Source organism: Thalassospira sp. SM2505 (assembly GCF_054901115.1).
This window is the reverse complement of sequence record NZ_CM142731.1, coordinates 3,779,557-3,798,671: the sequence shown is the minus strand read 5'-3', so window position 1 is coordinate 3,798,671 and position 19,115 is coordinate 3,779,557. Positions and strand designations below refer to the sequence as shown.

The following is a 19,115-nucleotide window of genomic DNA, read 5'->3' as shown; positions in this document are numbered from 1 at the left end:
TGAAAGTGGATTACCCCGCCAGTTCGGTTGCAAGTGTCTGCATCAGCTTTGCTGTCGTCATTGGCCGCGCAAGCGGGGCACCTTGACCAGCCCATTGCGCGCCGAAACCGTGCTCGTTTTGCGCCTTGGCTGCGCTGTTTAACGCCTTGCCCGCATCATAGGTCACCGGATAGTCGGGGACTTCCCCGTCAGATCTGCTTTCCGCCCAAGCGGTAAATTTGTTGGCAAGGCAGCGCGCAGGTCGACCAGATATTGCCCGCGTCATTACAGTACTGCTTGCAGATTCTCCGGTGAACCTTGCACGATAAGTAGCGTCGGCTTTACTTTCGTCACAGGTCACAAATGCTGTGCCCAACTGCGCGGCAACAGCGCCAAGACCAAGTGCAGCCCGTATGCCCGATCCATCCATAATGCCACCTGCGGCTATGACCGGAATGGAAACTGATTGAGTCAGAATCCGGGTCAGTGCCAGGGTTCCCAGTTTGCTGTCAAAGCTGTTTTCATCGAAGCATCCCCGATGCCCTCCGGCTTCCCAGCCTTGTGCAACAATCACGTCAATGCCCGCGGCTTCAATTTCCAGCGCTTCTTTCGGATTGGTCGCAGTTGCAAATGTCATAATGCCCCTGTTTTTGATTGCATCGAGTTGATCGGGACGGGGCAATCCAAAATGAAAACTTATGACGCGCGGGCATTCTTCAAGCAGCATCGTGTGCATCGCATCGTTTGTCAGAAATGTTTGGTAAATCTCTGATAGGTCGTTGGGTGCCGATGCGCCGAACCGCGCGAATTCGGGTTTCAGGGTATCCAGCCATTTTTGTTCTTTTATCGGATCACGAAGTGCTGGTTTGTGGCAGAACACATTTACGTTGAATACACCGGAGGAGAGCGCCTTTACCCGCTGGATTTGCGCGCGTGCGTCATCCACAGTGCTTGCGCCAACCGCGATTGAGCCCAAACCGCCAGCGTTTGTGACGGCGGCTGCCATCTCCGGCGTCGAGACACCTGCCATTGGTGCCTGAACCACCGGAATTCCGAGATCGAGCTGTTGAAAGGAATTTCCAATCCTGGTCATCGTTCTGTCCCCGTTTTCGATGTGCCAAAGCAGCGCGCTGATATTTGGTGCCGAAGGCGCTCAGCAATCAGGTTTTGCTGACAAAACCAGCTTGAATTTGCTCCGGTGTGCTGAATTTTCACCATGAACAATATGCCTTGCCCGTTGTAACCAGGCAGGCGCGACGGGCAAGGCTTTCTGAATTCAGATAGTGGAAGATTTTCTCTGCGCCAGTAACTGACGATAATGCTGGGTCGGCATACCGCCCCATCCCCAGTTTTCCAGATCAACTTCCTCGATAATCACATATGTGGATTCAAGCGGTTTATTCAGGACGTCGCGCAAGACTTCGCTCACGCCCTGAATGATTGCGGCTTTTTCTTCTGCGGTCACTTTGTCGGAACCGGGTTGGGTACCTTCGCGTGTAACCTGAACTGTTACGATCGGCATGTTGATTACCCTTTGTAAAATGTGATCGGGGGGGCAGGATCGATCCCGAAAGTCGATCCTGCGTTTGTGATCGCGTGAACGATTACCAGCGACCTGCGGCTTGACCGCCGTCAACATGAAGGATTTCACCCGTGACGAAGTTGGCGTTTTCAAGGTAAAGCACGGCATCAGTGATGTCGCTGATATTACCCATCCGTCCAACAGGGTGGAGTTTCGAAAGGAATTCGTGGGATTCCTCGGGGTGCATCGGTGTTTTGATAATGCCTGGCGACACTGCATTCACTCGGATGCCGTTCTGCGCAAATTCGATCGCAAGGGATTTGGTAACGGCATTCAACCCGCCTTTCGTCAGAGACGCCAGAGCAGACGGCATGCCGGCAATCGGCTGATCGACCAGACTGGTGGTGATGCTGACGATGTGGCCGGAACCCTGCTTGAACATTTCGGCAGCAGCAAGGCGGGTGATGTTAAAGAAACCGGCAACGTTGACGCCCAGATTATGGTCGTAGTCTTCCTGCGTCATTTCAATGAACGGTTTCGCCAGAAACACGCCTGCATTGTTGACGAGCGTGTCGATACGGCCAAAGCGTTCGAGGCCTTCACGAACGACTTGTTCGGCAGTTGCAGGATTGCTGATGTCGCCTGCAACAGTCGCCACATCAATCTCGTTACCTGGCTTGATTGATCGGGAAGTTGCGACAACGTTGTAATTGCGGTCACGATAGGCTTGAACAAGTGCCGCACCCATACCCTGGGATGCGCCGGTGATGATGACTGTTTTTTTCTGCGTGGTCATAGCTAGTCCTTTCACAAAAGCGAGAGCCGCTAGTTGGCTCGTCTGCGCGATCTGCGCTGTTGTGAACAGGATAGATATGCCGGTTAATAAGGTGAATTATCGAAAAAAGCTTTTCACTATGCCGATTTTCGGTGGAATAGTTGTGTATTTTGGTTTCAGTTTAAACGATCCGTTATCGGATGCCGGCGCGCAGGAAGGCCTGAATGAATTGGCGCTGGAAAATCAGGAACGCGATCAGAAGGGGCGCTACGGTCATGATGGTTGCGGCACTGATGACTGAAATATCCACCCCGGTTTCCGGTGCTCCGAACAGCGACAATCCGACGGTTAGCGGGCGGGTATCAGGCGAGTTGGTGACAATCAGCGGCCACAGGAAATTGTTCCAGTGGGTCGCAATCGACACCAGGGCATAGGCCAGATAGACCGGCTTGGCCGCGGGCACATAGACCTTCCATAAAACGCCCATCCAGCTGCATCCCTCAATCCGGGCGGCTTCTTCAAGTTCGACCGGCACCGATTTGAAGGCCTGACGCAACAGGAAAATGCCAAACGCGCTGGCCATATAGGGAAGCCCGATGCCAAGCGCGGTGTCAAACAGGCCAAGCTTGGAAACGATGGCATAGTTTTCGACAATCAGAACTTCGGGCAGGATGAAGAGCTGCAGCAGAACAAGGATAAAGATCGTATCGCGGCCCCTGAATTCAAACCGGGCAAAGGCAAACCCTGCCAGCGTGCAAAGAACCAACTGACCGGCAAGGATCAGGGTGACAAGAACCACCGTATTGGCAAAATACCCTGCCCATGGCACCGCGTTCCAGACATAGACGAAATTCTCGATTGTCAGCGGGCTTGAAAAATCAAGACCAAGGGCGGTGCCCGATGGCTGCAATGCGGCCCATGTTGCAAACAGAAGCGGCGATATCCAGACAATCGCCAGAGCCCATGCGCCGATGGTATCAAGGATCTTGTCGAAATCAGGCAGGGTGCGTTTGGCCGGATGCGAGGCAAATGCAGTATTCATCTGTAATGGGTCCGTTTTTCAACCAGTCGGAACTGAATGACCGCAACAAGGCCAAGCGTCAGAAGAACAAGAATGGTCATGGCGGCGGCATGCGGGCTGTCGAAATAGGAAAATGCCATTTCCCAAATCCAGTACAGGATCAGCTTTGACGCGTTATTCGGCCCGCCCTTGGTCAGGATGAACAGATGGTCGATCAGTTTGACCGAATTGATCATCGCATTCACAAAGACAAAGATCGTGGTTGGCATCAAAAGCGGTAGCAATACCCGGCGCGTATAGGTCCATCGACCTGCCCCCTCGATCCGGGCGGCTTCGCGCAGGTCAGGCGGAATTGTCTGAAGGGCAGCAAGGTAGAAGATCATGAAAAATCCGGCTTCTTTCCAGATTGTCACCATGATGACGGATGCCAGTGCTGTTTCAGGTTGTCCCAGCCAGTTGGTCGGGGACGCGCCAAAGAACCCGGTGATCTGGTCAATCACGCCAAGGTCGGGTGTATAGAAAAACAGCCACAAATTGGCCGCAGCAATCATCGGCAGGATCGTCGGCGTGAAATAGGCGCTGCGCACGAATGACCGTGCCGGAATATGGGCATTGGCCCAAAGCGCCATGATCAGGGCAAAGATGATCGAAACCGGAATGGTGATTCCGGCATAAATGATGTTGTTCCAGGCCACGGTCCAGAATGTCGGGTCGGCAAACAGGTCGCCGTAATTGTCAAATCCGGCAAAGACCGACGGGCGGCGCGTGGTGCCGCGGGTAAACAGGCTGTGCCACAAGGTTGCAATGGCCGGGTAAAAGGCAAACAGGCTCATCAGCGCCAAAGCCGGTGCCACAAGCATCCAGCCATAAAGTGCCAGCCTTTGTTTCTGAAGTCGGGCCATGTCATTCATGGTCGGCACGTCCGTATAAGATAATGGATTAAACAAGTCACAAACAAGGGTGCCGAAGCGGGCGTGAAACCCGCTTCGGCGTGCAGATCGGGTTAGTGGAACGCCCGAAGAAGACGGGTTGCTTCGGCCTGTGCACCTTCAAGGGCTTCTTTCGGTGACTTTTCACCGGTCAGAGCAGCCTGAATGGCGTTGTTCAGACCTTCGCGGACACGCGCAGTGTCATAGGTGGAGAATTCCGGGATCGCGACTTCAAGCTGATCACGGGCAACAACCGCCTGCGGGAATTCAGCCGCATAGGATTTCAGCGCGTCGGTTTCATAGGCTTCTGGCGTGACGCCAACATAACCGGTCGCAATCGACCATTCAGCAGCACGTTCCGGTGCGGTCATGTATTTGATCAGCGCAAGCGATGCTGCTTTCTGTTCGTCACTGGAGTTTTTGAACAGATAGAAGTTCCCGCCACCGGTCGGTGAGCCCGGCTTTTTATGTTTCGGCAGCATGGCGACGCCGAAATCAAACTTGGCTTCGCGTTTGACAGCCGACAGGTTGCCAGTCGAATGCCACATCATGGCCGTCTGACCCTGAACGAAGGCCTGACGAAGCGTGCCCCATTCAATCGTGCCTTCGGGCATGATCTTTTCGTCGGTGGCAAGGCCACGCCAGAATTCAAGCGCCTCGACAACAGCCGGATCATCGAAATAGGTTTCGGTACCATCCTTGCTCATCAGTTCCTTGCCATTCTGGATGGCAAAGCACTGGAACATCCAGTACGGGTAACCGGTCGACGGAACCATCAGGCCCCATTTGCCGTCCTTGGCAAGGGCCTTGCCAGCCGAAACCAGTTCTTCCCAGGTGGCCGGTGCGTGTTCCGGATCAAGACCGGCTTCGCGGAACATGTCCTTGTTATAGTACATGACAATGGTTGAACGCTGGAACGGGATGCCCCAGGTTTTGCCATCGACTTCGCCATTGGCCATCAGCGCCGGATAGAAGCCCTTGAGCCATTCCTTGTCTTCTGCGGTTTTGACGACATCATCAAACGGAACAATCAGGTCCTGTTCGATCAGGTCATAAACATCGATAGAGAACATGACAGACAGCTGTGCCGGATCGCCGCTTTTAAGCGCGGATACGGCACGCAGACGGGTATCGTCATAATTGCCAGCATAGATGGCATTGACTTTGACATCGGGGTGTTCGGCTTCAAAACCTTCGATCATGCCGTCAATCACGTTGGTCAGCGGGCCGCCAACAGCAATCGGATAATACATGGTCAACTCGGTCGCAGCAAAAGCAGGTGATGCTGCCGTTGCCATCAGTCCGGCCGCAAAGGCGGCACTGGTTACGATATTCCGCATGGATTTGTTTTCCCTGTTACAAACTCGGAATTGCAGTGTCAGTTTCGATAGAGGTATTTGGTTCCTGCGCTGTTTGACGGGGCATCGCCGGTTCAAGACGATGGCCGTCCTCGCCATCAAACCAGTGGGCCGCAGCGCCAGCCCAACTGAGCGAAACTTTTGTCCCCGGCGCGATATGGACCTGACCGGGCAGGCGGGCGGTTGCGCCCTCTGTTCCCGGGATCGCAACAGAAACAAAGGTTTCCGCGCCAAGGAACTCACTTCCGGTGACCGTGGCGGCAATGCTCCATGCCGATTGATCTGCACTGGTGGTCAAAACCAGATCTTCGGGGCGAATGCCAAAGGTCAGTTTGGTCATATCCAAACCAGCCGGGATCACGTCACCCGGCAAGGCCGATGCCGGTATCAGTGCCATGGGCGGGCTTCCGACAAATCCGGCAGCAAAGGATGTCGCGGGTTTGAGATAAAGATCGGCCGGGTTGCCCGCCTGCTCGATGCGGCCATCCTTCATCAGGATGACGATATCGGCCATGCTCATGGCTTCGGTCTGGTCATGGGTGACATAGACAACCGTGATACCAAGGCGCTGTTGCAGTTCGCGGATATCGCGGCGGACGGAATGGCGCAATTTGGCATCAAGGTTCGAGAGCGGCTCGTCCATCAGACACAGCGGATGACCGGCGACAATGGCACGCGCAAGGGCAACGCGCTGACGCTGACCGCCTGAAAGTTCGGCAGGTTTGCGATCTTCATATCCGGCAAGTCCTGTGACACTGAGCGCATCATCAAGGCGGGTTCTGATTTCTTCCTTGCCGGTTTTGCGGACCTTAAGGCCAAAGATGATGTTTTCGGCAACGCTGAGATGCGGGAACAGGGCATAGGACTGAAACACCATCGACAGGCCGCGTCTGGAGGGCGGCATATTGGTTACATCCTTGCCGTCTATGGCAATTGTGCCCTGATCGGCGGTTTCAAGACCGGCAATCAGTCGAAGAGTTGTTGACTTGCCACAGCCCGATGGCCCCAGAAGGACGACAAAGCTTCCACGTGGAATGTCGATGGACAGATCATGCACGCCATTGCAGCCGTTAAAGACGCGCGATACCGCTTTGATCTGGATGAAAGGCGATTGGGCACTCATTTGGAATTTTCGCTTTTTGCAATTTGCAGACGTGCGCGGACGTCCTGACGATTAAACAGCGGGGCGAACGATCCGCCGGGCACGCCATCCACCACAATCAGGTCAGGGGCCGTGATATGACCGCCCTTGGCCGGGGCCGGGCGGCCGAATTTGGATTGATCGGCCACAAGGATCGAATTGCGGCAATTGGCGGCAATCGCCTGACGCAATGACACTTCACGATGATCAAAGTCGGTAAGCGTGCCGTCGGGCTCGATCCCGCCAACCCCGAACAGGCCGTAATCAACCTTGTAATTGTTAAACATCGCCTCGGCATCGGGGCTGATGACATCGCGATCAGGCAGGCGCAAGGTGCCACCGGGAATGACGATCCGGTTGCTGGTATTGTTGCCAAGAGCCATGGCGGCATTGAGATTGTTGGTCACCACCGTCAGATGCCGGTGTTCGACAAGGTTCAGCGCAATCAGTTCCAGCGTGCTGCCGATCCCGATCAGGATTGATGCCCCGTCCGGGATCAGGTTTGCGACATGCAATGAAATGGCGTGCTTGGCGGCAATATTGGTGACCTGCCGACTTTCATAGGACAGGTTCATGCCCGGTTCGCCAGCATATTCAACGCCGCCGTGACGCCGACGCACAAGATTGGCGTCGCTTAGCATATTGACGTCGCGCCGCACGGTTTGCGGGGTAACGTCAAAATGTTCGGCCAGTTTGTCAATCGAGGCAAAGCTGTCGCGGCGCAGAATGTCGATGATGTCGCGTTGTCGTGTCGAAATATTCATTTGATCGTTCAATTTGTTGCTTTGAACATGAAACGATCATACGCGGCTTCGTTGTCACTAAGATTTCAGAAGCATGACATTCATATGAATATTCAGGCGGTTATAAGAGCCGCGGAAAACCTTGGTTTCGTGGAAATGATCAAATGAAAGTCCGGTGATCAGAGATTGCGGGCGGTCACATTGTGACAAAAACGCCGCCCGAAAAATCGGGCGGCGTTCGGGCCATCAGACAAGATGACAATGTCAATTTTGATCGATTAATGCAGACAAATCATAAGGTTGTCTGTTTCGCAGCGCGATCAGAAAAGCTTTTCGCGCGGGTCGAATTTCGGTGCCGGTTCTGCCGCAAGCTGTTCGAATACTTCTTCAAGCGTATCGGCAACCGTATAGAGGTTCTTGTGGCTTTCGCGTGCAAAGCCTTCCTCGATAATACCGTCGATCATGTCAAAGCACTTGTCCCAATAACCAAGCGCATTGAGGAATACCATCGGCTTGTCATGAATGCCCAGCTGACGCAGTGTCATGGCTTCAAAGGCTTCATCCAGACTGCCAAGGCCACCGGCAAGGGTAACGAAGGCGTCGGATCTCTTGAACATCTCGACCTTGCGCTGATGCATGGATTTGCAGACGATCAGCTCGGAAAGGCCTTTATGGCCAACTTCGATATCATGCAGGTGTTCGGGGATGATTCCGATAACTTCGCCGCCATTCTGCATGACGCCATCGGCGACCGCGCCCATCAGGCCAATGCGACCCCCGCCATAAACCAGTGCGATGCCCCGTTCGGCCATCATTTTGCCAAACGCGACGGCATTTTCCATATGCTGTGGATTTTTGCCGTTCGAAGCGCCGCAGAATACACAGATTGATTTTACTTTTGTCATGGCGACCTGCCTTTTGTTTCTTGTTTCGCAGGTAGCGGTGCAACATTTTTCAATGATGCCCCGTACTCGAAACGAACATAGCCGATCAAATCAGCGATGGGGCAGGAATTTGTGCATGGCAGCAGTTTAAATTTAAATGACGTGTTTGCGCCGCATTTTCGTTGCTTTTATTTGCCAGAACGGTGATGCCCACGGACAGTCACCGCGAAGGGCTCCTGTTCTGATTAATCCGTGCTGCTGTGGCGCAGGGTTAACAAGTTATGAACCTGATTGTGGGATGGGTAATGCTGCGCACGGATTTGTGCCTGGCATAAAGAAGTACATCGCGAAGCAACGAAAAGAAGGCAGGACCGCCCAACGTGTTTGTCGACAATCCCTTTATACTCGCCCTTCTGGTATCGGGCATCATCGCTGCGGTTTTGATGCTGGCGCTTTGGCTGGGACTTGAACGTGCCCTGGCCCGGCGTCTGGTGCTGGCAGCGATCATTCCCGCTGTGGCCGTTGCGGTTCCGGCAGCCATCGGCTTGCCTGATACGGCGCGCGGTGGTGTTGGTGCGGCATTATTGATGCTGGTGCTGGGCGGTGTTTGCGGGGCGATCCTTGATTTTGCAAGGCTGTCTGAACGTGTTTGCCTGATTGTCTCGGGCGTTCTTTTGTTGCTTGGCGGCTGGCTTGTTCTGGCGGCGCCGGTCAACGGATTGTCCTATCATCCGGGCGGGATCAAGTTTCTGGCCTGGCTCGCATTTCTGGTGATTGGCGGCTGTTTCCTGTGGGTGACGCGTCCCGACTTTACCGAGGATGACGCACCTGATGGCAAAGCAGCCAAAGGCAAAAAGACCAAGATCGCCAAAACCAGATCGTCTAAATCGACGACCACTGAAAGTGGGGGCGATGTGGCAAATGCGGCAAAGCCCGGCCCGGTTGCCGTTCTGATGACACTGGCACTGGGGCAGGGGATCATTGCCCATCAGTTCGCCCTTGATCAGCATGTTGTCTTTCAGGCCGCACTTTGGATCGCGCTGATGGTGGCGCTGGTCTCGGAAAAGGCAGCCCCGCAATATCGTGCGGCGGTATGGCTGGGTGTGGTCGGGGCCCTGATGGCAAGTGCAGCGGTGATGATGATTGCCATACCCGCATCGGCCGTTTCATTTGCGGTATTGCTGCTGGTGGTGTCTTCGGGGCGTGGGGCGGCAAAGCTTGGCGCGCTTGTCCCCGAAGCCAATCCGGCACAGGCGGTTGTGATTGGCAGCGTGATCCGGTTCGGAGTTTTGGCACTACCATTGATCATGGCGGCATTGGTCGCCTATGTCGGTGCTCAGATGGCAGGGACGGTTTCGTAACATCGCGCTTCTGATGGATAGATGAGCTTCCTGTTAATTAAGCAAAGAGACTGATTCTATTCATCTTTACCTAACGGTTCCGCGGTATCGTTTGTTCGTTACGTTATGGAAACTGTGATCTGAAAGTAGTACAAGTTTCTAATTAACGTGCCCAAAGGAATTGGTTGAGGGGAATATGGCAAGCAATTCCAGTGTTTTGGGTGCGACCATGGGGGCAAACCCCGATAACATAAACATCGTTCAAGGATATTTCCGGTGAAACGACCCTATATCCTCGTCATTGTCGGCGTTGTACTGATCATTGCGGCGATTGCGCTGAATTACATGTTGACCAAAAGTGCGGATGAAGAGACTGCACCGGTCACTCAGGCGCCCGCGGTTACGACCACTGATACCTCCGAGGTCAAAACCCCCGAGCCGGCGACAACGCCGGAATCCGACGCCCCGGAAATCACCAATCCAAGCTTTGATGTCGTGCGCATCGGACCGGACGGTAATGCCGTGATTGCCGGTCGTGCAGCCCCCAACAGCAAGGTTCGCATTCGCGAAGGTGAAGAAGTTATCGGCGAGGCAACCGCAGACGAGCGCGGCGAGTGGGTGGTCCTTCCGGGCAAGCCGCTGGCAAGTGGTGATCGCGAATTGTCGCTTGAATCCGAAGACGCAACCGGTGCTGTGGCCAAGGCCGAAGACAAGGTTGTCGTTCTGATCCCCGATGCCAAGCCGGAAGACCGCGCCGCATCCGAGGCAACGGAAAATGGCGAAGCCACGGAAAGCAAAGAAGAATCCCAACCGATCATCGCCCTTAAGGTCCCGACCGAAGGCGAGGGTGCCGCAACCGTCCTGCAGGGACCGGCCAAGATGGACGATGCGGGGGATGCCGATGATGCCGCCTCCGACGAAACCGCACCGGGTCTGCCGCGTCTTTCCATCGATGTTGTCGATTATGACCAGCAGGGTCGTGTCGCGATGTCGGGCAAGGCGGATATGGACCACACCGTTCAGGTCTATCTTGATAACAAACATGTCGGAACTGCCCCGGCCGATGAAAATGGCAACTGGGCGCTGACGATTGGCGAACCGATCGAACCGGGCAATTACACCATGCGCGCCGATCAGCTTGATGATGGCGGCAAGGTAACCGCGCGTGTTGAAATTCCGTTTGAGCGTGCAAAGCCGGATGAAATTCTGGAACCGGGTTCGCGCTATGTGGTTCAGCCGGGCAACAGCCTGTGGCGGATTGCGCGCCGGACCTATGGTGACGGCCTGAAATACTGGGTCATTTACAACCAGAACCGTAAACAGATCCGTGATCCGGACCTGATTTATCCGGGGCAGATCTTTGCACTGCCCAACGAAGAAAAAGCGCAGTAAGCACTGCTTTTCTTTCCCGGGGGCAAAACACATGGTAAGTGTGTTTTGCCCCTTTTGAATTTTGGGTGAACAGTTTTACACGGGTTGCGTTGCCCTTTGTCATCACTAGATGCTAAGAACGCCCCCGCATGGTACCAATCGTACCAATTTGATATGCCCAATCGATGGCAACCAGGGAATTAAGACTTTGAAATCCGTTCTTGTACCGATCAATCCTGAAGGCTGGAAATTCGTTGCGATCTTCGCGGCGATCACTGTGGGTTTGTTCCTGATTGCGGAACCGCTGGGCTGGATCGGTGTGATCCTGACACTTTGGTGCGCGTATTTCTTCCGCGACCCGGACCGTATCACCCCGACCGATGAAAATCTGGTGATTTCGCCGGCAGATGGCCGCGTATGCATGATTTCGCAGGCGCCGCTGCCCAAGGAACTGGAACTTGACGACAAGACCCCGCGCACCCGCGTTTCGATCTTCATGAACGTTTTCAACGTCCATGTGAACCGTTGCCCGGTCAATGGCGAGATCGTTGGCGAAGCCTATGTTCCGGGCAAGTTTGTTAATGCCGAGCTTGATAAGGCATCGGAAAACAACGAACGTCAGATCCTTCTGGTCCGCGACAAGGAAGGCCGTGAATTTGGTGTGGTCCAGATTGCCGGTCTGGTTGCGCGTCGTATTCTGTGTGATGTCGGTACCGGTTCGCAGCTTAAGGCAGGTGAACGTTTCGGTCTGATCCGCTTTGGTTCGCGTGTTGATGTGTATCTGCCCGAAGGCGTGTCACCCAATGTGATTGTCGGTCAGACCACGATTGCCGGTGAAACTGTTCTTGCCGATGTTTCGGTCAAGGGCAAGGAAGCCGCAGTTGGGGAGATCCGCTAATGAGTGGCGGCATCGATCCCATTCGTCGTCCGCGTCGCTTCAAGGCGATGTCGCTTACGCGGCTGGTGCCTAATGTCGCAACGATAATGGGCATGTGTGCCGGTCTGACCTCGATCCGCTTTGCAATGCAGGATCGTTGGGAAGCCGCCGTTGCCGCCATTCTGATTGCCGGGATTATTGACGGTCTTGATGGCCGTCTGGCCCGTATGCTGAACGCATCCAGCCGCTTTGGCGGCGAGCTTGACAGTCTGTCGGACTTTGTCTGCTTTGGCGTTGCACCGGCGATGATGCTGTATTTCTGGTCGCTCCATGAATTTGGGGGCATTGGCTGGGCATTGTCATTGCTGTTTGCGGTTTGCATGATGCTGCGTCTTGCACGCTTTAACACCCAGATGCTGGGCGAACCGGAATTGCCAACCTGGGCATACCGGTTCTTTACCGGGGTCCCGGCCCCGGCGGCAGCGGCCCTTGCGATGTGGCCGATTGTTCTGACCTTCCAGTTTGGCGAAGGCATTTTTGACAGCCCCTATATCGTTGCGCCCTATGGCGTGATTATCGCGGGTTTGATGGTGTCGCGGTTGCCGACATTCAGCTTCAAGAAGGTCAAGGTGCCGCGTGCCTGGGTGCTGCCATTGATGTTGGCATTCGGGGCGTCGGTGGCGTTTCTGGTATCCTCGCCCTGGCTGACGCTGTCTGCCATCGCTGCGATCTATTTCATCACCTTCCCGCTGTCTTATCGGTCCTATCGTCGTATGGGGGTCGAGCACCAGCAGGAAGAGGACACAGCCGATGAAGAAGATGATGATGGCGAACCCGATGACGACCCCGAAGAGGGACTGAACCGCGTCCATCAGAACTGATCTGATTTCCGGTCTGAATTGAAAAAGCCGACGCATGCGTCGGCTTTTTTGTTGTTTTCGCAGATGACTGAAACCGGCCTACTGATCAACCGCCAAATTCAGTACGGGTGGGCCATTACGGATATAGGCTTGCAGTTTTTGTTCGTAATGCTGCTTGTCCTGACGGGACAGGGCGGATGCATAAAACCTTGTCCAGGGCATGTCAGGATTGTCTTTGGCAAGCCTGTTGATCGCAGCAACGATGGCATCGCCGGTTGCTGTCTTGCTACATGAAATCGATGCAGGCATTAAGTGGTCGTTCCCGGCAATATGCCAGCTTGCAAACATTTCTTCGGGAAGTTTGGCGCGCCGATAAAATTCGGCCTCTGCGGGCAGATAAAGCGTCCAGTCCAGACGCCCCAGAGAAATCAGTTGCAGGAAATTGGCGTCATTGCCAATAAAACTCAGTCCCGGATTATTGATGTTGCGTCGAAGAATGGCGTCAATGACCGGGCCATAGGAACGCTGTGAACGCAGGGCACCATTCATTTTGCCAAAGGCAATCATGCGTTCAAGATCGACTTCACCATCCTTGTTGATGAATGGCTTGAACTGCTCATTGCGTTCGGCTTTGGTTATCAGGCTGACGGGCAAATGGGGAAGAACCGCGTTGGAAAAATGCAGGAATTCCCTGCGTTCCGGCGTGGCGTTCATGCCGATATTGCAAAAGGTCCCCGGTCCGGTAATGGTTTTAAGCAACCGTGGAAGCGGTACGATTTCCCTGATGTGATTGTATTGTGGCAGGCGACTGGAAAACCAGTTGAGGATATCAACCCCGTAACCAACAATCTGCCCGTCCTTTTCAAGCATTGCTGGCGGCAAAGGGGTAAGCGTCCATGTCACAGACTGCTTTTCACCCGTTTGCGCAGAGGCAGTCGAGGTCAAGGGGATCAGGCATCCCAGCCCGATCAGAAAAGCAAACATGCTGCGCGCCAATAGGCGACGGGAACAGTGGCCTGCAGGCCGCATCCGGATCATCTCCCCATTCAGGCAGGCTATAAGAGCTGCCTACTTAATAAGGGTATTTGTATCCATAAATGCAAATAAATCGTTATGTAATTCTATTTTGGGGTGTCTTGTCGATATTGCAGGCGTGCTTCGAACTGGTCGGAATTGATGAATTGCTCGCGGGCGGCCTTGAACCATTCCCGGTCTTGCGGGCTCAGCCAGTCGGCATAGAAATCTGTCCAGGGCATGGACGGATATTCATCGACAATCTTGCTGATTTCAGCAACCGCCTGTTTCCCTTCCGGGGTGTCGGCACAGCCGATCGTTGCTGTCAGCAAGGAGGTGTTTCCGGCAATCGGGATGGCCATGATATCAAGATCGGGCGCATGGCGACGGCGGTAAAATTCCGCCTCGGACGGGAAATAAAGGGTCCAGTCAATCCGGTTGAGTTCAAGCATGCGCAAAAACTTGGTGTCATCGGCGACCTGCATGACATTGGCGTCTTCGCGATGCGTGTCGAGATATTTGTCAACCTGTGTACCATAGGCCCGCCCGATGCGAATGGCGGTTGTCATGTCCTTGTTTGCGATCAGCTGTGCAAGATCGATGTGGCCCGCTTGGTTCACATAGGGGGCAAACATCGCCTTGTCCTTGACGCGAATGACAACCGAGATCGGCAGATGCAAAAGGATTGTCTTGGCAAAGGTAATATATTCGCGACGTTCTTCTGTCGGGATCAGGGTTGTCGAGCAGCGTAATTCGCTGTTTCCGTTTTTCATCTCGGCCAGAAGTCTGGCCAGCGGAACCTGAAGGATTTCGTGCTGATATTGCGGAAGTTTTTCAACAAACCAGTTCTGGGTGTCGGCGGCATAACCACGGAGTTCATCACCATCCGTAATAAAGGCTGGTGCAAATGGCGGAACTGCCCAGCTCAACGTGGTTTGCGAAGATTGTGCATTCGCATTTTCACCGGCAAGTGACGCAAAAAGCCATGCGGCGATATACAAGCCCGACCTTGCAGAACATTTCATGCGCAACACCACTCCATTCCGCTGCTCCTCGCATTCACTTTTTTTGTTTTGCTTTATCGCAAGGATACAGGTCAGCTTGTTAGTAAAGTATGTATTTGAGTGCCGCGACGTCTTGATCCGAACAATATAAGCAATATCTACCTTAAAAGAGTATTTTAGCGAGGTTGGGTGATGTCGGTTAATCAATCAAGGGTAGTGGCCGGAAGATGGCTTGGCTGGTTTGTCGGCGGTCTTGCGGCTGTTTTCCCTGTCCTGACCTTTGCGGCCGACCTGCGCGTGATGACAACATCCTTTCCGCCTTATGTGATTTTTGATGAAGCAACCAACGAGGCGCACGGCCCAGCAGTGGATGTGATCAACAGGATCTGCGTGCTGAGCCAGACCAAATGTGAAATCCATGTCGAACCCTGGGCGCGGGCCTATGCGACGGCGCTTGAACAGCCGAATACCCTGATTTTCAGTATCGCCCGCCGACCGGATCGTGAAACAAAATTCAAATGGATTGGTACCGTGGCCCCCTATCAGGTGCGTTTGTTTGCGCTAGACAGAAACGGCGTGCAGGCTACGGACAACTGGCGGGAACTAAGCGATTTTCACGTGGCCGGACAGCTGGGCGACGTAAAGGCGCAATATTTGCAAAAGTCGGGCTTCGATGTGGAAATGGTCCCGTCCGCAGAAGCCACCATTCGCATGTTATATGCCGGAAGGGCCGATCTGATTGCTGGTGATGCCCTGTCATTGCCCTATCGGGTGCGCATGCTTGATGTCGATAGCAATCGGCTTAAGGTTGTTGCCCGGATACCCGAACTTTCAAGCGATCTTTATCTGGCGGCCAGCCTTGCGACCGATGATGATGCGGTAGAAGTTCTGCGTGCAGCACTTGATCAGCTCAAAAACAGCGGCAGCTATGATCAGATCTGGGCGATGACGACATCTTCCCCATCCAACTGATCAATACAATTTCCCGGAAATAAATCACCGGCCCCCTCGGGGGAGGGGGCCGGTGTAACCGCGCGGCGGGGTCGGGGGAAAAGTCGCGCGGCTATTCTGTTCTAGGCGTTCGGATCATGCTGGGTCTTGTTGGCACGTCCCGTCCAGACGCTGACAAGCGACCTGATCCATGGGCCAAAGCCGCGGAACTTGCCGCCAAGCTTGTGACGCATCATCAAGGCGCAGGGCGTAAAGATCAGTGTCAGTGCCGTGGCAAAGGCCAGACCGAATGCGATGGATGTCGAAAGCTGTACCCACCACTGGGTCGATGGTGCGCCAACCGAAACCGCACGGGCGGCGAAGTCGATATTGATCTGAAGCACCATCGGCACCAGACCAAGAATGGTCGTCACCGTCGTCAGCATCACCGGGCGCAAACGTTGTGCGCCGGTTTGAAGAATGGCGGCTTCGATGCTGCCTGCTGTGTGTTTAAGCCGGTCAAAGGTATCGATCAGAACGATATTGTTGTTCACAACGATACCGGCCAGCGCAACCACCCCGATCCCGTTCATCACAATCGAGAAAGCTTGTCCTGTAATCATCAGACCAAGGAACACGCCCGCCGTTGACATGATAATCGCGATCATGATCAGAAGCGAACTTGTGATGCTGTTGAACTGGGTGACCAGAATGATGAACATGATGAAAAGTGCGACAGTAAAGGCATTCACAAGGAATTCTGCCGACTTCTTCTGTTCTTCATCCTGACCCTTGAATTCGACCGACACGCGCGGATCAATTTCAAGGGTGCTCATCCATGCCTTGACCTCGCCAAGCTTGGTATCGACCAGAATCCCATCCTGAACGTCTGCCTTGACGGTGAGCGCACGGCGGCTGTCAACGCGGGTCAGTGTTCCGGTTTTGGGTTTCGGGGTCCGCGAGATGAAGTTTGCAAGCGGCACCAGACCCTTTTCGGTAACGATCTGAAGGTTTTCAAGCTCGTCAAGCGACCGGTAACGCGCCGGATAACGGCCGACAATATCGATTTCCTCGGTCGAATCATCCGGGCGATAGGTCGAGAAATTGATCCCATTGGTCACCAGTTTGACGACGTTGCCGATCTGGTTGATATCAGCCCCGAATTTAAGCGCCTGGGCACGGTCGACTGTGTATTCCCAGTCAATGCCCGGGGGCGACTTGCCGTCTTCGAAGTTATACATACCCCCCATGTCCTGCAGACCGGTCAACAGCATGGTTGCTGTTTGATCAAGCAGTTCGGGATAGAAGGATCGCAGCTGGATCTGGATATCCTTGCCTTGTGGCGGACCTGCTTCCTGGGCGCGTACTTCGATCTGAATACCGGCAAGATCGGCCGTATCTTCGAGAATGCGTTTTTCAATCTCGGTTGCCTTCGGGCGGGTCTGCCAGTCAGCATATTCAAGTTGAACCACCCCGATGACATCCTCGGGGGCTTCGTTGCCACCGGCACTTTTGCCCGACCGGGCATAGACCGTGTCAAACCAGTTCTCGCCTTCATGATGGGTATCAAGGGCAAGAATACGGTCTTCGACTTCCTTAAGCAGCGCATCCTGTTCGTAATAGGACAGGTTGCCGCGTGCGCGGACCTGAACAACAGCGACTTCAGGTTCTACTGCCGGGAAGAATTCAACACCCTTGCCAAGTTTGCCAAAGGCACCCCAGACAACGATCAGTACGACAAAGGCCAGTGGTACAATCAGCCAATAGAAACGAAGCGACCCCTTAAGGATGCGAACATAAAGGCCCGTGCCGCCCGTGACCTTGTCAATGTCATCGGCATGATCTGCGGCGATGGCTTCAAGGCTTGCATTGTTTTCGCTGCCCGGTTTGCCAAACCATGCACCCACAGTCGGTACAAAGATCAGGGCCATGGCAAGCGACGCACTAAGCGTAAACAGTACCGTAATCGGCAGAAATTTCATGAATTCGCCGACGATATCGGGCCAGAAGGCCAGTGGCAGGAAGGCCGCAAGGGTGGTTGCGGTTGAGGCAATGATCGGCAAAGCCATGCGTTTGGCCGCCAGCGGATAGGCTTTCTTGCGGTGCATGCCCTCGATCATTTTGCGATCGGCATATTCGGTGACAACAATCGCGCCATCAACCAGCATCCCGACTGCAAGGATCAGACTGAACAGAACAACGATATTGACCGTCATGCCCAGCGCCCAAAGGATCAGGATCGCTGTCAGGAAGGAGCCCGGAATGGACAAACCAACCAGCAGTCCCGACCGCCATCCAAGCGACCAGATGACAACCACCATCACCAGAAGGATCGCAAGGATCACGCTGTTCTGAAGATCAGACAGCATGGTGCGGATATCAGATGATTTATCCTGCGAATAACTGATTGTCAGGTTCGGCGGGAAAGCCTGCTGAGCCTCGGCTGTGGTGGCCTTGATTGCATCAATCACCTCGATGATGTTTTCGCCAACACGTTTTGAAACCTCGATCGCAATCGCCGGTTCGCCATTAAGGCGCGCAAAGCTTGTTGCATCCTTGAATGTCCGGCGGACATCGCCGATATCGCGGAACCGGATGACAGAATCCCCGTCCACAATCAGCGGCATATCAAGAATGTCATTCACGCTTTCAAAAAGGCCGGGGACCTTGATGTTAAAGCGCCCGGTACCGGTATCAACCGCACCTGCTGCAACCAGCGAGTTTGAGCTGCGCACCAGTGATACAATATCGATCCCGTTCAGGCGATAGGTCTCGACCTTCATCGGATCAATGACGAATTCGACAAGCTCCTCGCGGTCACCGGCCAGTTTGGCTTCCAGAACCGCCGGGATACCTTCGATTGAATCCTTAAGATCACGCGCCATACGCAAGAGCGCACGTTCGGGCACGTCCCCTGACAGGGTGACAACCAGAACCGGGAACAGCGACAGGTTGACTTCGTGAACTTCGGGATCGTCGGTTTCTTCGGGCAGTTCGGACTTGGCAATGTCAACGCGTTCGCGAACATCAGCCAATGCCTCGTCGATCTCGACATCTGAATAGAATTCAAGCGTTACCGATGCCCCGTCCTGATAGGACTGCGAGCTCATTTCCTTGACACCCTCGATGGAGCGCAATTCCTGTTCCATCGGACGCAAAAGAAGGCGTTCAGCGTCTTCGGGCGATATGCCATCATGATGCATGGTGACATACAGCACCGGGATCTGAACATCCGGATCGGCTTCCTTGGGGATGGTGTTATAACCTACCCAGCCAGCTGCAAGCAGCAGGACCAGAACCAGAATGACGGTGCGCGACCTGTGTAACGCGTGATCAATCAGGGACATTTTCTATCTCCTCATGCACG

At 54.2% G+C, this 19,115-nt stretch carries 17 protein-coding genes; 5 read left to right on the top strand and 12 right to left on the bottom strand.

All coding sequences use genetic code 11. The features are described from left to right. Positions 1 to 10: 10 nt before the first annotated feature. The 9 genes from ACTU44_RS17835 to ACTU44_RS17795 all read right to left on the bottom strand — a co-directional run bounded on the left by ACTU44_RS17835 (position 11) and on the right by ACTU44_RS17795 (position 8,373). Complete coding sequence (locus tag ACTU44_RS17835; protein ID WP_114098562.1) at positions 11 to 1,072, bottom strand: NAD(P)H-dependent flavin oxidoreductase; 1,062 nt, start codon at positions 1,070 to 1,072, stop codon at positions 11 to 13. Between the two features lie 183 nt (positions 1,073 to 1,255). After that, the gene (locus ACTU44_RS17830; protein ID WP_114098563.1) at positions 1,256 to 1,501 is read right to left on the bottom strand and encodes a tautomerase family protein; all 246 of its coding nucleotides are present in this window, start codon (positions 1,499 to 1,501) and stop codon (positions 1,256 to 1,258) included. An 82-nt stretch (positions 1,502 to 1,583) separates the two neighbouring features. Continuing rightward, positions 1,584 to 2,297: an SDR family NAD(P)-dependent oxidoreductase gene (locus tag ACTU44_RS17825; protein WP_114098564.1), complete on the bottom strand. Its 714-nt coding sequence runs from the start codon at positions 2,295 to 2,297 to the stop codon at positions 1,584 to 1,586. A 172-nt stretch (positions 2,298 to 2,469) separates the two neighbouring features. Next, positions 2,470 to 3,318 carry a carbohydrate ABC transporter permease gene (locus ACTU44_RS17820; protein ID WP_114098565.1) on the bottom strand — a complete coding sequence of 283 codons (849 nt, stop codon included), beginning with the start codon at positions 3,316 to 3,318 and terminating at the stop codon, positions 2,470 to 2,472. After that, a complete protein-coding gene (locus tag ACTU44_RS17815) occupies positions 3,315 to 4,208 on the bottom strand; it encodes a carbohydrate ABC transporter permease (RefSeq protein ID WP_114098566.1) in 894 nt (297 codons plus the stop codon). Before ACTU44_RS17815 ends, ACTU44_RS17820 begins: the two co-directional genes overlap by 4 nt. Before the next feature lie 92 nt (positions 4,209 to 4,300). Continuing rightward, on the bottom strand, positions 4,301 to 5,566 hold the full coding sequence (locus ACTU44_RS17810) for an ABC transporter substrate-binding protein (protein ID WP_114098567.1): 1,266 nt from the start codon (positions 5,564 to 5,566) through the stop codon (positions 4,301 to 4,303). Positions 5,567 to 5,582: 16 nt separating this feature from the next. Continuing rightward, on the bottom strand, positions 5,583 to 6,707 hold the full coding sequence (locus ACTU44_RS17805) for an ABC transporter ATP-binding protein (RefSeq protein ID WP_114098568.1): 1,125 nt from the start codon (positions 6,705 to 6,707) through the stop codon (positions 5,583 to 5,585). Then, a complete protein-coding gene (locus tag ACTU44_RS17800) occupies positions 6,704 to 7,489 on the bottom strand; it encodes a DeoR/GlpR family DNA-binding transcription regulator (protein ID WP_114098569.1) in 786 nt (261 codons plus the stop codon). The genes ACTU44_RS17805 and ACTU44_RS17800 overlap by 4 nt, the downstream gene beginning before the upstream one ends. A gap of 299 nt (positions 7,490 to 7,788) precedes the next feature. Continuing rightward, positions 7,789 to 8,373: an LOG family protein gene (locus ACTU44_RS17795; RefSeq protein WP_114098570.1), complete on the bottom strand. Its 585-nt coding sequence runs from the start codon at positions 8,371 to 8,373 to the stop codon at positions 7,789 to 7,791. A gap of 359 nt (positions 8,374 to 8,732) precedes the next feature. Here ACTU44_RS17795 and ACTU44_RS17790 point away from each other — a divergent pair, with 359 nt between their 5' ends. The 4 genes from ACTU44_RS17790 to pssA all read left to right on the top strand — a co-directional run bounded on the left by ACTU44_RS17790 (position 8,733) and on the right by pssA (position 12,821). After that, entirely contained in the window at positions 8,733 to 9,713 is a 981-nt protein-coding gene (locus ACTU44_RS17790) for a hypothetical protein (protein ID WP_114098571.1), read from the top strand. Positions 9,714 to 9,968: 255 nt separating this feature from the next. Beyond that, the gene (locus ACTU44_RS17785) at positions 9,969 to 11,084 is read left to right on the top strand and encodes an Ig-like domain-containing protein (RefSeq protein WP_114098572.1); all 1,116 of its coding nucleotides are present in this window, start codon (positions 9,969 to 9,971) and stop codon (positions 11,082 to 11,084) included. A 187-nt stretch (positions 11,085 to 11,271) separates the two neighbouring features. Next, positions 11,272 to 11,961, top strand: coding sequence for a phosphatidylserine decarboxylase (locus tag ACTU44_RS17780; protein ID WP_404969465.1), 690 nt, complete (start codon positions 11,272 to 11,274; stop codon positions 11,959 to 11,961). Then, complete coding sequence (gene pssA / locus ACTU44_RS17775) at positions 11,961 to 12,821, top strand: CDP-diacylglycerol--serine O-phosphatidyltransferase (RefSeq protein ID WP_114098573.1); 861 nt, start codon at positions 11,961 to 11,963, stop codon at positions 12,819 to 12,821. The genes ACTU44_RS17780 and pssA overlap by 1 nt, the downstream gene beginning before the upstream one ends. A 78-nt stretch (positions 12,822 to 12,899) precedes the next feature. Here the strand turns inward: pssA and ACTU44_RS17770 are convergent, their stop codons facing one another. Further along, positions 12,900 to 13,784, bottom strand: a complete 885-nt coding sequence (locus ACTU44_RS17770) for a hypothetical protein (RefSeq protein WP_114098574.1) — start codon at positions 13,782 to 13,784, stop codon at positions 12,900 to 12,902. A 137-nt stretch (positions 13,785 to 13,921) separates the two neighbouring features. Continuing rightward, entirely contained in the window at positions 13,922 to 14,839 is a 918-nt protein-coding gene (locus tag ACTU44_RS17765; RefSeq protein WP_114098575.1) for a TIGR02285 family protein, read from the bottom strand. Between the two features lie 171 nt (positions 14,840 to 15,010). Between ACTU44_RS17765 and ACTU44_RS17760 the strand changes: the two genes are divergently transcribed. Further along, the gene (locus ACTU44_RS17760; RefSeq protein ID WP_114098576.1) at positions 15,011 to 15,790 is read left to right on the top strand and encodes a substrate-binding periplasmic protein; all 780 of its coding nucleotides are present in this window, start codon (positions 15,011 to 15,013) and stop codon (positions 15,788 to 15,790) included. A 101-nt stretch (positions 15,791 to 15,891) separates the two neighbouring features. Here the strand turns inward: ACTU44_RS17760 and ACTU44_RS17755 are convergent, their stop codons facing one another. Next, the gene (locus tag ACTU44_RS17755; RefSeq protein WP_258548723.1) at positions 15,892 to 19,095 is read right to left on the bottom strand and encodes an efflux RND transporter permease subunit; all 3,204 of its coding nucleotides are present in this window, start codon (positions 19,093 to 19,095) and stop codon (positions 15,892 to 15,894) included. Positions 19,096 to 19,115: the final 20 nt, after the last annotated feature.